The sequence below is a fragment of the Sphingobacteriales bacterium genome (genome assembly GCA_016700115.1).
Classification (GTDB): domain Bacteria; phylum Bacteroidota; class Bacteroidia; order Chitinophagales; family UBA2359; genus UBA2359.
The window spans coordinates 477,856-495,024 of sequence record CP064999.1 but is presented as its reverse complement, the minus strand read 5'-3'; the positions used below and the strand labels follow the sequence as shown (position 1 = coordinate 495,024).

Genomic DNA, 17,169 nt, shown 5'->3' with positions numbered 1-17,169 from the left:
TCAAAAAGCTATTTCATGGCAACATTTTTAACCCATTTGACCGGCATGGTCAGATTTAAAATATTGCGGCAAGTTGTTGTTTTTTCCTTTTGGACTTCCATGTTTACGGGTTTTGGAAATATAGCATCCGCACAAATCAACAATACCGTTCATCAGCTCGATTCGGTGGTTATTACGGCACAGTATGCTCCCGGAATTCCGGAAAAATCAGTTCACAAAGTAAACATTATCGGCAAAGAAAAAATACAAACCATGGGGGCTCAAAACCTTAGAGATGTTTTTTCGAACGAACTGAATTTGCGACTTTCTCAGGATAATATTTTAGGAAGCAGTATGAGTATGCAGGGCATTTCGGGGCAGAATGTAAAAATTCTGATGGATGGAGTTCCCGTTACCGGCCGCATGAACGGAAACATTGACCTTTCTCAGATTAACCTGAACAATGTGGAACGGATAGAAATTGTCGAAGGCCCTCTTTCGGTAAATTATGGTACCGATGCACTCGCAGGAACCATCAATATCATTACTAATAAAACACAAAAACAAACTTTCTCCACCGATTTGAACGCCTATTACGAAAGTACCGGCCAGTATAACACGACTGCAAGGTTAGGTTACAGAAAAAAGAATACCATTATTTCTTTGAGCGGAGGAAGAAATTTTTTTGACGGATGGCAAACTACCGAGCAGCCTTTTTATATAGAAAAACCACAATTGGCCGATTCTTCAAGATATGATGACTGGAAACCTAAAGAGCAATATTTTGGCACTTTCTATGCCGGACAGTATTTCAGACAACTCAAGTTGGGATTTACATCAGACTACTTTTCAGAAAATGTGATCAATCGGGGGTTACCCCGTGCACCTTATGGTGAAAATGCCTTCGATGATTATTATAAAACCCGCCGTTTCGGAAACTCATTAAACCTTACCGGACAACTTGGCCAACATTTTTTTACCAATATTCTGGTCGCACATACTCATTTTAAACGCATCAAAAGCACATTTTTTAAAGATCTGACTTCTTTGTCCGAAACTTTAAGCCTCAACTCAGGAGACCAGGATACTACCATTTTTAACAACATCGTTTCGAGGGCAAGTCTCAGTTCTGCCAATCCTGCTTCTAAACTAAATTTTGAAGCAGGTTACGACATTAAACTCGAAACAGGCACAGGGCTAAGGGTTAAAAACGGCAAAAAAATTATCGGCGACTATGCTGTTTTTGGCAGTGTTGAATATAAACTATATCCCGACATCGTTATTCGTCCCGGACTTCGAATCCTCTACAATACGGCATATAAAGCCCCGTTGGTACCCTCGGTCAATTTCAAATTTCAACCTTTCCAGTCTTTTGCCATGCGCTTGTCTTATGCAAGAGGTTTCAGAGCACCGGCACTTAAAGAGCTCTATTTCTTTTTTGTTGACATTAACCATAACATCACAGGGAATGAAGCGCTTAAAGCGGAATATTCGCATAACCTGAGCTACAATATGAGTTTGTTAAAGCAAATCAATACACTCAATGTCAAAGCCGATCTCAGCTTGTTTTACAATTATATTGACAACCTGATTACGCTGGCTCAAAAAAATGAAATAGAATACACCTATTTCAACTTGACAAAGTTTCAAACCCTTGGCATACAGTTGCAATCTGAATTTAAGTGGAAAAATCTTACCCTCAATGCAGGGGGTGCATATATCGGAAGGTATAATCAGCTTTCAGAAAATTACAATACCGGCAAATTTGCTTTTTCGCCCGAAGCCCGGTGCAATATGATATACAACTGGGAAAAAACCGGAATGGTCTTTTCATTGTATTACAAATACACCGGAATCCTCCCCTCATTTGGACTTTCGTCCGATGATGAAATTGTAAAAACGAATATCCGTGACTACCAAATGGCGGATATATCAGTTTCCAAAAGAATATGGAAGCAACATATAAATCTGACTGTTGGAAGCAAAAACCTGTTCGATGTCAAAAACATATCCGGTATTGCCGAAGGAAATGCACATTCATCGGCCAATAATTCCATCCCTTTGGCTATGGGAAGAACTTATTTTGTAAAACTCGACTTTAACCTGCATACCAAAGAATGAAAATAGAAGTTCCTGTCATTTTTAAAAGAATTGTTGTCGGGTGGTATTGCATCGCTCTTATTTTATGGTTTTCCGGTTGCCAAAAAGAAGAACTTCCGGTTCCACAACACAATGCAGGTGAAGTAGTTACCTCATCCGTAGAAATGGGTGCAGATTACAGGTATCAGATTTTTTATGATTTAAAAACCAACACGATTATCGCTCAAAACCTAAAAACCGATTGGGATTTGGGCTTTGAAACCTCGAAAACCGGTTACCGCATTATACTCAACACCTCTAAAGCCATGTTTGCACGCAATACCGGAATTACCGATTTTGAATCGGTTTCCGACACACTCGGGTTTGAGTTCAACAAAAATTGGGATAACCCTAACGGCAACCTCGACAGCACGGCAATCGGCAACTGGAAAGAAAAAAACGAAGTTTATATCCTCGACCGGGGGTATAGCCATACCGGATTGCATCAGGGATTTCGCAAAATTCAATTCCTAAGTGTGAATGAAACCGGTTATACCTTCAGATTTGCAAACCTTAACGGCTCGAACGAAACCCAGTTTCAGGTTGAAAAAGACAGTCTTTACAATTTTACGTTTCTGAGCCTTTCCAACGGTGGTCAAATTGTGGAGGTAGAGCCGCCAAAAGAAAACTGGGACTTATGTTTTACCCAATACCTCCACATTTTTTATGACCCTTTTACCCCTTATTTAGTAACCGGTTGCCTGTTAAACCGAACCCAAACCTATGCAACCCAAGATTCTGTTCGTCTGTTTTCAGAAATTACTTATCAGGATATAGCTAATATTGCCTTGTCTTCCGACATCAACACGATAGGCTATGAATGGAAAACATTTGTCAACGATACTTATTCAACCAATCCCAACCTGAACTACATCATCAAAAACAAAGAGGGTTTTTACTTTAAACTCCATTTTATAGATTTTTACAATACATCGGGTTTAAAAGGAACTCCCAAATGGGAAGTTCAGGAGTTGTAGGCGAAACTGTTTCCAACTTGCTTTAGTGTCATGGATGCAATGCGCTCTAAAAAACGCCAATGCTTATCGTAGAGGGGGTAAATAATTTGCAGGTTCAAAAAATTGAAATGCAACATGGAGGGCTGTTTTTGCGTCAACAAATTTCCTTTTAACAAGCTATTCTGATAAACTTTCAGGGGGATGTTGCTGGACTTTGTATTTGTTTTTAAAAATTAACTATGAATATCAGTTCCAAACTCGACCAACTACATTACAAAGCGAGAGAAAACCGATGGCTTTGGTTTTTTGCATTGTTTAACCGAATTACATTGGCGGCAGGGTTTATTCCTTCGGGGATGGTCAAAATTCTTGGCGAACGGTTTACCGACCTTTCTGCCGTTCATCCGATGGGAAACTATTTGGATGCGTTGTTCCGTACCGGCTATTACTACACTTTTATCGGGATATTGCAACTCACAGCCGCCATTTTTTTGCTAATCCCACGAACAGCTACCCTCGGGGCAGTACTTTATTTCCCCATTATTTTTAATATTTTCATTCTATCGCTGTCTGTCCGTTTTGAAGGTTCGCTCCTGAGTTCTCCTTTAATGGTATTGGCAAACTTATATCTGCTTTGTTGGGACTACCACAAACTAAAATTTATTTTACCCTTTAAACAAGTGCAAGGTTTTGTAGAAATGCCTCCCTACAAACATTTGAGCAACCGGTTTCCAAAATATTTTTTTGCAGGAGTTTTGGCAACTGTTTTGACTGTAGGGTTTACAGTTACCAATATTTATGAGCTTGTTCCAAGAAATACAATCACCGGTTGTAACAATCAGTGTAAACACAAAGAAAAACCTATGGCCTGTAACCGTTTTTGCGATTGTATTCATAAAGATAACCAACCGCTTTACCAATGTTTGGAAGCCTACAAATCAGCACCCGTTGAGCACCCTTGATTAAAAACAATATTGCAGCTTTGTGTTTTGAAAAACATTCAGAACCTTATTAAAAAGTATTATTTACATTGACCGGTATTCTTGATGTTTGATTGTTTTATACTGATTGAAAACAATACAAAGCCCGGTCTCTTTTCATTCCAATTAATACTGAATGGAGGTAAACCCTGAAAATTTAGGGCATTCGTGGCAAAAACCAAGCTGAAATGTAAAAATAAAGTCGTTATTTAAAGATTGCAGTCCTTTATTAGAGGCTAAAAGGATACACAAAGAATAAAGCATTAACTTTGTTGCTTTGTTTTCTATTCCTTATTTACATAAAAAACTGCAACCTTATGAAGTCTCTTTTGCAATCCGGCATATCCGGAGTAATAGCAATAGTTTTGTCCTTTTTTATACATTTTATTTCACTTACCGCACAATCGAGTTTAACTTTAGTTGGTCAGTTGCCGTATAGCGAGCAATTGAGTAATCTTTGGGGATATGTTGATGCAGAATCCGGGATTGAATATGCAGTTGTTGGTGTTTTTAACGGAACTTCAATTGTCAGCCTGCAAAACCCTGCCGCACCGGTTGAAGTGGCCTTTGTTCCCGGCCCTGAAGGAATTTGGAGAGAGGTGAAAACTTGGGGACATTATGCCTATATCACCAACGAAACAGAGGAAGGGCTTCAGATTATTGACCTTAGCAACCTGCCTCAAACGGTTGATAGCTGGTTTTGGACAGGGGTCAATGATCCGAATTACTCAGTGGACATTCAAACCATACATACTATTTCAACAGACGAAAAAGGATATGCCTATTTGTGGGGTTCTAACGAAGATGCCGTCATTGTTGACCTGAACGCCGACCCCGAAAATCCGCCAATTGTAGGCATTTACGATACCCGTTATGTTCATGACGGTTTTGTAAGAAATGATACGATGTGGACAGCCGAAATTTATGACGGTGTTTTATCTGTAGTCAATATTACCGACCGGTCTAATCCTGTTGTTATGGCTTCGTTTCCCACACCCAATAATTTTACGCATAACTGCGCGCTAAGCGACGACGGTACCAAAATCTTTACCACAGACGAGGTAACAGCCTCTTATATCACGACTTACGATGTTTCAGATTTGAGCGATATCCAAGAATTGCACCGTGTACGGACTACTCCCAATACCGGAAGTATTCCGCACAACGTCTATACTGTTGGCAACTTTTTAGTAACCGCCTATTATCGGGATGGCGTAACCATTCACGATGCCACGAACCCTAATTCTGTGATTCTGGTAGCAAACTACGATACTGCTCCAACTATTTCAGGAAACGGATTTAACGGATGCTGGGGAGTTTATCCTTATCTCCCTTCGGGTTTAATCATTGCATCCGATATGGAAGAAGGGTTGGTTGTGCTTCAACCCAATTATGTTCAGGCAGCTTATCTGAACGGCTCAGTTACCGATGCCACGACAGGAGCAGCAATTGCAAATGCTGAAGTTACCATCACCGAAGTCCCTTCTTCGGCAGTTGTTACCGGCTTTTCAGGCATTTACCAAACCGGGGTTTCCGCAAGCGGAACCTATACTATTACATTTTCTTATCCCGGCTACCAGTCGGTTACATATACTGTAACACTTACCAATGGCGAAACTTTATCGCTCAATGCAGCCTTAGAAGCATTGCCACAGTTTAATTTTACCGGCATGGTGGTTGATGCAGAAAACGGAAACCCTATTGCCAATGCCACCGTTTTGCTTGCCAACGAGGATGTGTCTTTCAACACAACTACCAACACAAGCGGACAATTTGCCATCAATAATATTTTTAGTGCCGATTATAATGTCATAGCCGGAAAATGGGGATATATCACCCAACAAACCGGAAGCCAGTTTATGAGTGTGGAAACCGGTGAATTAGTCATACAGTTGCCCCAGGGATATTATGACGACTTTGCTTTAGATTTCGGATGGACGGTTACGGGAGATGCTCCAAGAGGAATTTGGGAAAGAGGCGAACCCAACGGAACTTCTACCGGCGGAGAGCCTATGAATCCAAATTTTGATCTTGAGGGCGATATCAGCGATGCCTGCTATGTTACCGGAAACTCAACCGATAACAGCGTTGGAGCAGATGATGTAGATGATGGCTTCACCAGACTGACCTCTCCGGTTTTTGACCTGACCGGTTACGGAGATCCTCAAATCAGTTATTACCGTTGGTTTGCAAATGCCGGAGGTTCCGGTGCACCAAACGACCATCTCATTATTTCACTTTCAAACGGCATCAATACCGTTGAACTTGAAGACCTATCTGCAAGCAGTAGTGCCAATAACTGGACTCAAACTTTGGTGCATGTATCCGACTATATGACTCCCACTGCCAATATGGTTTTGATATTTGAAACTGCCGATGCTCCCGGAAGCGGTCATGTAGTAGAAGCAGCTACCGATGTTTTTGTGGTAACCGATTTGGCGGAGCCTAATTCTATTGACATCCCGCAAAATGTAAAACCCATGGTCAGCGTTTACCCTAATCCATTCAGCAGCTACACTACCTTTACGCTGAGCAATCTTCAGATTAAACAAAATACCCCGACATTTTTGCGAATTACCAATATTCAGGGGCAAACCTTAATGTCCATTCCTGTTAAGGAATCTGATAACAACAAGTTAACCCTGCAACATCATGCCCTGCAACCCGGATTGTACTTTTATATTCTGGAGCAAAACAGCCTTCAGGTGGCAAAAGGTAAGGTCATTGTGGTGCATTAGATAAAACCGGATTCCGATTTGTTTTTCTTTCCTTCAGACTTATTCCACTGTTCTTTTTTTACTATTTTAAAACTATAAATGATGCAGATTATAAAAAAACAATCCGGTGTTTAGCAGTGATTTTTGTATTTACGGCAATGTTTTCATCCTGCATGACCACAAAAACCAATGTTGGCCAATACAAAGAAATGAAAGGCACGGAGTACACCTATGCAAAAGGGAAACAACTCTGGCTTTTCTGGGGAATTTTGCCAATCGGAAGAACTAATGTCAATACGCCCGGTGATGGAAACTGTCAGGTCGTTACCAGATTCAATTTTATAGACTTTTTAATCAGCGGATTGACAGGAGGAATCGTTACTTCCTATACCATAAAAGTTAAGGCCAAACAAAAGGTGATTAACTGATTGGTAAGGACAAACAGATGGAGAACTAAAGGGGAACTTAAAGCGAAAAACCGGAAGTCCCTAAAATGGAAACAGTAACCTATATAGACTTAAGCCATACCATTGAAAACGGGCTGATCACCTACAAAGGGTTACCGGCTCCGGTTATCTGTGATTACCTGAGCAGAGAAAAGTCGAAGGATTTTTACGAAGAAGGTACAACTTTTCAGATTGGAAAAATTGAAATGGTGTCAAACACCGGCACTTATCTCGATTGTCCGTTTCATCGTTTTGAGCATGGTAAAGACCTGTCTGAAATAGCGTTGAATCGTTTGGTTGATCTCGATGCAATCATCGTCAGGGTGCCTTATACCCAATCTCTCGAAATTGCAGAATCAAGCTTTTTCAATCTCCGTCTTACTAACAAGGCTGTTTTAATCCATACCGGTTGGGATGAACATTGGAATACTGAACAATATTACGAACACCATCCGTATTTGACAGAAGCCGCAGCCTTATATTTAAGAGATGCAGGAGTAAAGCTGGTGGGGATTGACTCTCATAATATTGACAATACTTTGGGCAGAACCCGCCCTGTTCATACTGCACTTTTAGGTGCCGAAATTTTAATCGTCGAACACTTGTGCAATTTATCTTCATTGCCAGATGAAGGGTTTACTTTTAGTGCCATTCCTCCGAAATTTAAAGGAGTCGGAACGTTTCCGGTCAGGGCAATGGCTAAGGTTAAGAAGTAGGCAAAATAAAAAATACCCCCGATGAATAATCAGGGGTATGTATGATTAAGAACAACAACCTTATATTAAAACCAAGCAGGCAGAGGGCTTGGAACTCTCACAAAAGGATTATCACCGGTTATGCCTATGGCAAGAATACCTTTTATTACTGTGCCGTTAGAGGTTGGAATAGAGAGCGCGAAAAATTTGGCAGTACCGGGGTCGGTGTAATTTTCGGGGGCCGGTACAGGGGTAATGTCTGCTTTTAAATCATCCCTCAACATATCGGCCAAAGTATAAAGTTGGAAGTTCTCGGAAATTTCGGCAGTGTATTTTGTTGCAATACCCGGAAACTGGATCGTATTTTTACCAACTTTTAAAGTAATCTGTGCCGATTGATTTCCTGCTTGTATAAACCCAAACAAGGCATTCGCTTTGGGACTGTTAATGCTCATCGGCATCAGGTTATCGCCTGTGTTGTCATTGCCTTTTTTGCCGTTGATGCTCATAGGTTGAGCAAATACGCTTATCGAAAGGATGGATAGGAAAAAGAGAACTAAGGTTTGAAGTTTCAAAGATGTATTCATGATTTTTTGTGGGTTTATGTGTTTGTTAATTTTATCTGATTGACTATTTGTCTGTTGCTGATTTTAATATTTTGTTGCCCAGTTACCTACAGAGCCATCAGCATATTTATACAATGCCCCGCTTCCGTTCGGAAAATTGTTCATAATACTCATGGTAAGGCTATTGCCAAAGGAGTTGGTGATGCTGTTGGTGCTTGCCAAATTTCCGATGGTGTTTACCGCCATTTTTTGAGCGGCAACATTGCTCATTCCATTTGCAAGGGCTTGAGCATAGACAGCCTGTCCGTGTGCGATTAACTGTGCTTCCAAAACTTTGGCATTTGCGTTGGCGTTGGCGATGATTTCCTCATATCTGCCCATCCAATAGGTATAGGTTTCCTCGTAGCTTTGGTTGACCATCTCCATCAACTCATTGTAGTAAAGTTGTTCGTTCTCTTTTTGTTGCTCCATGATGGCTTCAGCTTCACTCATTCTTTCGTTGTAGGTGTTTTCGTAGGTTTGGTTTACGTTGTTCATCAGGTCGTTATACATTTGTTGATACTCCGGCGTTTGAGTCCAGTCATAATCATAATCTTGTGCCTGAATATTGGCGTTAAATACTAAAGAACAAATAAGAACAACAACTGCGGAGGCGAGAGAAAAGAAATTGGTTTTCATTGTGTTTTGTTAGTTTGAAAAGTTTTAAAAATTGTTTTTGATTTGTGATGATGCAAAGATATGCTCATGCCATACCCGCAAACGAACCAAAATTGAGCCGTTTTTCAAGGTTTACCTGCCCAAAACAAAAACTAAATCAGATTGTGAATGCTTTGTTTACAAGGAGTTGCGTTGATTTTAGAATCTAAATCAAAGCCGTAATTCTATGCCTAAAAAAGGCATAAAAAAGAGAGTAACTTTAAGCATCTCCATTAAAATTGAAGATAAATAGAGTAGGGTAGCAGTTGATTGACCAATATTTTAAAGCTTGGTAATCAATCCGGTGCTAATTAGCAGGAGCAAAAAAAGTCAGGAAACAAAATACAGATTTGATAAAACACAATGATTGCAAATGCTTTGCGAAAACTACAAACCGGAATGAGTAGAAACAGGCTGCTTATACTTCCAGAATTTTCCGGCGAAGCAGGTTGAGGGCATAGTTTGCCGAAAGTTCAATATTGATATGCCTATGGGGTGAAAATGAAAATCTGCTTGCTGTAATTTCTTTTTTTGAATTGATCACAGCAATCCAAACGGTTCCTACCGGATTAACGTTTGACCCTCCGTCTGGCCCTGCAATTCCGGAAACAGCAATTGCATAATCGGTCTTTAGTCTTTTTAGAGCACCGTCTGCCATTTCTCTGACCGTTTCTTCACTGACAGCCCCGTATTTTTGAAGGGTTTCCGGATTTACACCCAACAAAGATTCTTTAAGTTCGTTGGAATATGCAACAACCCCCCCTTTAAAATAACGCGAACAGCCTGCTATTTCTGTAAACTTATGGGCGATCAACCCGCCCGTACAACTTTCGGCAGTCGAAACTGTAGCCCCTTTTGAGGTCAGTAAAATGCCGATTGCTTCGGATAACTCCATTTCGTCATACCCATAAGCGTATTTCGGTTGTAAAATATCGTCAATTTTTTGCCGCCACCCTAATACTTCTTTTTCCAAATCTTGCTGTATCGTACCGCTACCACTCAGCCTCAACCTGACAATTCCATAACTTGGCAGGTATGCCAATTTGATGTGATCCGGCAAGTTGCTTTCAATGTCTTTTATTTTTTCGGCAATGATAGATTCACCCAAACCGGCACACATGATGGTTTTATGTACAAGAGCAGGAAGCTGATATCGCTCTTCTAACCTCGGAATAATTACCCGACTGACAAAATCTTTCATTTCATGCGGAACACCGGGCATGGACACAATAATTCTCCCCCGTTCATTAAACCACATAGCGGCGGCTGTTCCTCGTTCGTTTTTAAGCACTTCGCAGTTCTCGGGCAGTTCCGCCATTGTTTTCAGACTGTCTAAAACAGGTCGTCCCCGTTTAATCATATAAGCTTCGATACTATCCCAAATTTCCTGATTAAATACCATTGGAACGCTAAAATATTCTGCAAGGGTATTTTTGGTAATATCGTCCTTGGTGGGTCCAAGTCCGCCGGTTGTCAAAATGATATCAGAAGATATGATAGCTCGGTCCAGCGCATTTTTTATATGTTCGGCGTTGTCGGCAACTGAAAGAATTTCGTAAATATTTACCCCGATTTTATTTAATTCTGTGGCTATCCAGGCAGAATTGGTATCTATGGTTTGTCCGATCAGGATTTCGTCGCCAATGGTGATGATGGTACAGCGCATATTTGTATAGCGTTATATTCGGGTATTAACAATTCCTGTTAGTTTATCTCTACGTGTATTTTTCAATTGTTTTTTAACGCAGAGTTTCGCAAAGCTAACCACAAAGTTTCACAAAGAATACTCTGTGGTACTCTGTGCAATTACTCAGTGTTACTCTGTGCAAATCTTTTTTTCTTTGTGCATTTACTTGGTGTTTCTTTATCAGGCACAAAGAAGTTGATTTATTTCTTCATCATTTTCTTCAGTTCTTCGTAAGAAGGCAAATGATTGTAATGGTAAAGCCCGCGTATTGTACTGCCTTCCATCAACGTAACTCCGGGATTGGAGCGCATCCATGTTTTAATTGGAGTAGCATCCAAAGTATGGAATTTGTATAAGTTATCGGCGAGTTCATCGGCTCTATCTAAATTGCCGGAACAAATACCATTGGTTGGAATACCGTCTTTAGCAGCTTTTAATACGAGTTCGTTTATTTTTTTAAAACCATCGGCACTCGATTTGTCAATACTGTAGGAAGTAACAAAGAGGTGAAATCCGTTTATCGAAAGCAGGGAATCGGCCACATCGGTTTCGTTGCGGTTAAAAACGATAAAGTCTTTAATCTTGGGCATTTCGGGTTCGCGAACAACTTCCTGACGGGTTTTAGCTTTGTCAATCACCCAGGTTGAATCCCGCCAAATACCGCTTGAAGTATATTCTTTGCTTTCAATTTCTTTGGTTTCGTTTGAGCCAACTTTTGTCAGGGTATAATAAGTTTTGATAAGCCCTTCATCTAACCCTTCCGTTGATTTCCCTTTTAACAGGTCGGTTCCAACTTTATAAGCTCTGAAATTGACAATGGGCAGATTGTAATAATTGCTCATCGTAAATCCTAAAGAGGCTAATGTAATTACCACCAACGCAATATAAGAAATACGATTATTCAGCAATAGACGGATGTGTTTGCGCCAGAAAATCAGCACAACAACCAAAGCTGAAAGCACGATATCTTTGTAAAACGAGGTGATGGGTTTTAGTTTAAGAAAATCACCAAAACAACCGCAATCGGTAACTTTATCGGTAATGGCAGAAAAACCGGTGAGAAAGGTGAAAAAGGCGATGATGGCAGCATATAAAAATAAGGTCATGGTTGGCATCGCACCCAAAATTAAAGCCACACCCAAGACGAGTTCCAACACAATCATAAAGACCGATACCGGAAACGCCAGATTTTCCCAAAACTCCCAAAATCCTGAAAGGGCAGGTAGATACTGACCAAACACCTGAAAGTACTCTTCCATTTTAAAAGCGGTGCCTAAAGGGTCAACTGCTTTTACCGCTCCCGAAAAAATAAAAAAAGCACCGAGAAAATAACGGATAAAACCGGCCAACACTTCTGAGATGCTTGCTGGGCGCTTGATTGCTGCGGCAATCAGCGAAATGACGAGCGCAATGACTGCGGTGATGGCGAAGATTTTGTATATAGTCATGTTTTACGGTTGATTATTGAAAATGAATAAATTTGTTGACAAGGGTAAAAAAAGAGGTGGGGTGTTTATTTACTTAAAATAAATTTCCAAACCAGACTGAACAAAGAGATTTCTATCATTTAGACACCGATCTCATACATGGTAAAGATGTTTGTTTTTCTAACAGATATCGGCCATAAAATCAACCCTTACTTTGTTACAAACCCGTTCTTTGACAGGGTATGTCCTTTCTGGCGCGGGCTGTTTTTCCCAACAAGGCGATAAATATAATTGTTCAAATAAACAGACCATTATTAGTTTGATTATTTTGGGCATTAATCGTGTTGCAAAGTTAATCAAAGGTAACACTATAACTAATCTTTTAGTTGAAAATCAAAAGTATTACTATAGAGGAAGACAAAAAAATGAGTAAAACAGGGAATATGGACAAAAATACATTACTATCGCAACATCGCACCCTTAATTGCAGGGGGAAGTTATTAGACCTAAGCCGTCCGGCAATTATGGGCATTTTGAACGTTACCCCTGATTCTTTTTATGACGGAGGGAAGTATTCTACCGAATCAGAACTTTTGCGTCAGACTGAACAGATGTTGAACAATGGTGCGGCAATTATTGATGTCGGTGGGATGTCAAGTCGTCCGGGTGCTGCCATCATTGATACTTCGACAGAACTTGCCAGGGTAATTCCGGCAATTACAGCGATTTCAAAACGGTTTCCGGAGGCGGTTATTTCGGCAGATACTGTTAAAGCTGAAGTAGCAAAGGAGGCTTTTATGTCCGGTGCGGGTATGATCAATGATATTTCAGCAGGCAGCATAGATCCGGGATTATTGCCTATGGTTGCAGAATTAGGAATACCCTATATCTTGATGCACTCGAAGGGAAAACCGGAAAACATGCAGAATAGACCTGAATATGAAAATGTGGTTCGGGAAGTGATGCAATTTTTTATCCAAAAGTTAAATGAAATCAGAAATTTAGGAATCAAAGATGTCATCATTGACCCGGGATTTGGGTTTGGTAAAACGGTTGGGCATAATTACGAACTGCTGCGGAATCTCCATACTTTTAAACTGATGGGGCTACCCATTTTGGCCGGTGTGTCGCGAAAATCAATGATTTGCAAGGTATTGGGTGTTAATCCCGATAAAGCGTTAAACGGATCAACTGCCTTACATACTTTGGCCTTGCTCAACGGAGCATCTATTCTCAGGGTGCATGATGTGAGAGAGGCGGTTGAGGTGGTGGAATTGATGAAGGCTTATGGTGAGTAAAGGTTAGGGGGCATATCGGTTGAATAACATCATTTTCGTTGTGTAGCTTCTGTTCATTCCACATCTCTAAAAACTGAAATTCTCAGAAATCATTTTTTATTTCTAATTATTTCATTACAACTAATAATGCGTTTTTGTACATTACCACGCAATTGGGAATTTAACAACACTGGGTATTATTTTCATCAAAAAAACAAACCTGTTTTTAATTTAAATTCAAAAAAACATGAAACAACATGTTAGATTTCAATGCAGCTTTTTTCACAAAGCTATGGTATTGTTCGTATCGCTTTCCCTATATATATGGGGGGGGGTAATGTGTTAATGGGGCAAAATTCTTTTTGCGGTTCGATTTTGCGCGCTCCTATACCGCACATAGAACAATGCGATGGTCCAATTTTTTATGATCGTTTTGGTAATACATATTTATTGAGCGAATTGATTAATAACACCAATAACGTCCAATTAATGGGGGGTAGTTGTAGTAACAGTAATTTTTTTAATTTAGTCTTTACCGCAGAGAGCGGTACTTCGTGGACAGTAGAAGAACAAGAAACCATCTGCTCAGTATTTCATTATATTGCTAGTTTAATGAGTTATACTGGGACAATTACTATACCAGTTATTAAAGCTAATGGCTTGCCTGAAAGTGGTAGTGACATTGTATTAGGCGGGGGTAGCCCTTTTTGGAATGGTTCAACTTGTGGGCTATCCAATATTACAATCGTTGATGCTATGAATGGAACTGCTTTTTCTGAAAATTTTGAACACGGTTTCTTGTTGATTAAACACTTTGAGATCGAGCATACTTATAATTGGCACACTTTGGACGAAGATTTAAATTCTACAACACCTAATTTGGCAGCTAACGAATATGATTTATATACTGTAGCATTGCATGAAGCATTACATATATTAGGTTTTGCATCAAGAATAAGCAACACTGGAGCACCTACCTCTACACAGGGAACAGCCACTTTTTCAAAGTGGGATGCCTTTCTTTATCAAATACAATCAACAAACAATGTACCTCTAATTGTAGAAGATATATTAATTGGTAGCTGTTGTGAACCTTACATATTTAACTATGCTTCAATAGTTCCGAGTGCTTTATATGGTTCTTGCAATACTAATGTAGTATTTTCACCAAATGGCAGTTCAGTATTAGCACCTATAAATCGCACTTTATCAGAATCCCCTGATATGGGAAATCGGTTAAGCCATTTGCAGATTGATTGTAAAGATGAAGCAGGGATTTCAAATACAGATGACTACGTAATGCACCCGGTAATAGATTTGGCAGAAACACGAAGAATAATAACCTTAACAGAACTAGAAATACTCTGCAATCTGGGATATCCTATGTTGTCAGAAGGCTGTAGTAATAGTAATTGTATTTCTTTAATAAATAACGAGAATTTTATCGTTGTCATATCTGAAAGCCCAACTTTAACTATTACGCATGATGAGTTACTAGAGAATGACATCTATTCCAATAGTGTTACAGTAGATTTTCTACCCGATTGTGGTGTTCTAACAAATTTTATTGGTCAAAGTGGATTATTGGTAGATCATGATACTGATAATTCACTATTTAATATAACCGCACTGCTTCCGGGTAATTACTATTTTTGCTATTCGGTTAATTGTAATAACGAATGTGAAACCGGATTTGTAAACATATTGGTTATGAGCAACCCAATTCCCATGGAATGTGCTTCGGTGGACTGTAACCTTGTATGCTATGGCAATTTCGAAGATTTTACACATGGAGTAGGTAATTATGGAGAACAAATAGATGAATTTTTCAATCAATTTGGATATCCCTTTGATAATCAACATCTTTCTCCTGATATTTTTCCCTTGAATCCTAGCATTAATCAAAATCTTCATTTAGCCGTAAAGTTAAACTCTGATGCCAGTTTGTTTAGAGAAAATGGATCTTTCCCTTTATCGCATCCAATCAGCCCTGGTTGTACTATTACCATTGGATTTAAAGCATCCTCCGGTTCATTATTACCAAATGATGTTTCCGGACTATTGCGAATATTTGCTGTTAATACTTCTCCTGAAAATTGTACGCCGGCAACAATAATACCTATAAATTACAATGGAGTGGCAGATAACTACCCCACAAGTTTCATTAGTTGTCCACCTGCTACTGAAATTCCATTATGTAACGCAACTGCGTACCCTATTACAAACAATTTGCCTGAATGTGCTATTCTTGTTCCTACAGTCAATTATCCAAGTGGAATTTGGACTTTAGCCCCTCCCTTTGAAACTTATTCAATTATGTGGATAAACAACACTACAGAAGACATTGAACATCTATTATTCGTGGCCGACGCTACTTATCCGGAAAATACTGAAGGTTCTATTTGCGGTATATTTATAGATGATGTTATTGTTCAATCATCTTGTGTTCCCATTATTAATATAAACGGAACCCCCCAATACGATTGTATAAATAATGAGGCTGCTATAACTTACCAAATCTGTTTGAACGAAGAAAGCCCGGCAACTTCTATATTACTTGACTTACAAGCTCAAAATCTTTCTTCAACATATAGCCTTGCTTTTAACGATGAAGGCGATTTTGACGAATTTGGACAAGCACAAACGCTTCTAACCCCCGGTATTTGTGCTAATTTAACGTGAGGTTGGAAATTGGAGCCTTATTTTACAAGGGATTAAGTGATATTAAGCAACAAATTGGATGGTGTTTGTGTAATTATTTTCGTTGGGGATAAAAACAGATGGTTTTTTATCTAAGTGTTGATAGGCAATTAGCGCAGCCATAAAATGTGTAGCAGCGTTTTCCGGTTTGCGATGTCTTGTGTGTTCTAAATTGCAAACTGTTTTCAGAATATCATTTACCGATTCAATCAATGCTCTTTTTTACTGAGAGAGACACCTTTAGGCAAAGCGGGATATTGATTTTTACGGTTCTTCTTTGGTTTTAGGATAAGTTGTAAACCTTGTTTAACAAATTCGTCAAAGAGTTTGGTGTAATAGCCTTTGTCTGTCGCATTTGCCCTGCAAGTTGCCCAACAGATAGCGCAGCAAGTTGTGGTTATTGTCTGCCACATTTCCAGCAGTAAACGCAAACTTAACAATTTCTCCGAATTGGTTGATGACTAAATGCAACTTCAAGCCAAAGAACCAACCTGTGGAGGTCTTACCTTTGGCAGCGATGTCTTTAAACACCCGATTTTGGCTTTGACGATGTATATGGCATACCGGTAATTTGGTTGCGTCTATGGAAGTAACAGCCTGTTTTGAGGGCTTTTTCACATGAACGTAACATCCAAAGCACTAATACCGGCAAGCATTTGTGTATCAATGATAAAAAGTGCTTATAGCCAGGGCTTTCGGAAAATAATGGTTAAATTCGCCCAAAATGAGTTGTTCATAGTAGTATTGAAAAGTTTTGTAACCGGATAATTGGTAAAATACAAGAATTGTGGCTATTTCCGATGGACTTAAACCAAGCTTTCGTCCCGAGGTTTATGACCCAAAATACAGTGTGATTGATTGCAGTTAGTATAGTCAAGCAATAAATCGTCAATCTCTATGTACA

The 17,169-nt window shown here is 39.6% G+C and carries 14 protein-coding genes; 8 read left to right on the top strand and 6 right to left on the bottom strand.

The window, feature by feature from the left end; translation table 11 throughout:
• Positions 1-15 precede the first annotated feature (15 nt).
• From IPM47_01820 to IPM47_01795, 6 genes are all read left to right on the top strand, one after another.
• Positions 16-2,100: a TonB-dependent receptor gene (locus tag IPM47_01820; protein ID QQS29716.1), complete on the top strand. Its 2,085-nt coding sequence runs from the start codon at positions 16-18 to the stop codon at positions 2,098-2,100.
• Positions 2,097-3,095, top strand: a complete 999-nt coding sequence (locus IPM47_01815) for an HmuY family protein (GenBank protein QQS29715.1) — start codon at positions 2,097-2,099, stop codon at positions 3,093-3,095. Before IPM47_01820 ends, IPM47_01815 begins: the two co-directional genes overlap by 4 nt.
• Positions 3,096-3,313: 218 nt before the next feature.
• Entirely contained in the window at positions 3,314-4,036 is a 723-nt protein-coding gene (locus tag IPM47_01810) for a DoxX family protein (protein QQS29714.1), read from the top strand.
• A 335-nt stretch (positions 4,037-4,371) separates the two neighbouring features.
• A complete protein-coding gene (locus IPM47_01805; GenBank protein QQS29713.1) occupies positions 4,372-6,792 on the top strand; it encodes a choice-of-anchor B family protein in 2,421 nt (806 codons plus the stop codon).
• Between the two features lie 152 nt (positions 6,793-6,944).
• On the top strand, positions 6,945-7,199 hold the full coding sequence (locus tag IPM47_01800; GenBank protein QQS29712.1) for a hypothetical protein: 255 nt from the start codon (positions 6,945-6,947) through the stop codon (positions 7,197-7,199).
• Between the two features lie 65 nt (positions 7,200-7,264).
• Positions 7,265-7,933: a cyclase family protein gene (locus tag IPM47_01795; GenBank protein ID QQS29711.1), complete on the top strand. Its 669-nt coding sequence runs from the start codon at positions 7,265-7,267 to the stop codon at positions 7,931-7,933.
• Positions 7,934-7,998: 65 nt separating this feature from the next.
• Here the strand turns inward: IPM47_01795 and IPM47_01790 are convergent, their stop codons facing one another.
• The 4 genes from IPM47_01790 to IPM47_01775 all read right to left on the bottom strand — a co-directional run bounded on the left by IPM47_01790 (position 7,999) and on the right by IPM47_01775 (position 12,309).
• Positions 7,999-8,499: a hypothetical protein gene (locus IPM47_01790; GenBank protein QQS29710.1), complete on the bottom strand. Its 501-nt coding sequence runs from the start codon at positions 8,497-8,499 to the stop codon at positions 7,999-8,001.
• Positions 8,500-8,562: 63 nt separating this feature from the next.
• On the bottom strand, positions 8,563-9,156 hold the full coding sequence (locus IPM47_01785; GenBank protein ID QQS29709.1) for a hypothetical protein: 594 nt from the start codon (positions 9,154-9,156) through the stop codon (positions 8,563-8,565).
• 436 nt (positions 9,157-9,592) lie between these two features.
• The gene (locus IPM47_01780; protein ID QQS29708.1) at positions 9,593-10,840 is read right to left on the bottom strand and encodes a competence/damage-inducible protein A; all 1,248 of its coding nucleotides are present in this window, start codon (positions 10,838-10,840) and stop codon (positions 9,593-9,595) included.
• Between the two features lie 221 nt (positions 10,841-11,061).
• A complete protein-coding gene (locus tag IPM47_01775) occupies positions 11,062-12,309 on the bottom strand; it encodes a DoxX family protein (GenBank protein ID QQS29707.1) in 1,248 nt (415 codons plus the stop codon).
• 422 nt (positions 12,310-12,731) lie between these two features.
• On the opposite strand from IPM47_01775, the gene folP reads away from it, so the two are divergent.
• Complete coding sequence (gene folP / locus IPM47_01770) at positions 12,732-13,586, top strand: dihydropteroate synthase (protein QQS29706.1); 855 nt, start codon at positions 12,732-12,734, stop codon at positions 13,584-13,586.
• A gap of 249 nt (positions 13,587-13,835) precedes the next feature.
• Complete coding sequence (locus IPM47_01765; GenBank protein QQS29705.1) at positions 13,836-16,247, top strand: hypothetical protein; 2,412 nt, start codon at positions 13,836-13,838, stop codon at positions 16,245-16,247.
• 42 nt (positions 16,248-16,289) lie between these two features.
• Here the strand turns inward: IPM47_01765 and IPM47_01760 are convergent, their stop codons facing one another.
• Positions 16,290-16,478, bottom strand: coding sequence for a hypothetical protein (locus IPM47_01760; GenBank protein ID QQS29704.1), 189 nt, complete (start codon positions 16,476-16,478; stop codon positions 16,290-16,292).
• A 105-nt stretch (positions 16,479-16,583) separates the two neighbouring features.
• A complete protein-coding gene (locus tag IPM47_01755) occupies positions 16,584-16,883 on the bottom strand; it encodes a transposase (protein QQS29703.1) in 300 nt (99 codons plus the stop codon).
• Between the last annotated feature and the right edge of the window lie 286 nt (positions 16,884-17,169).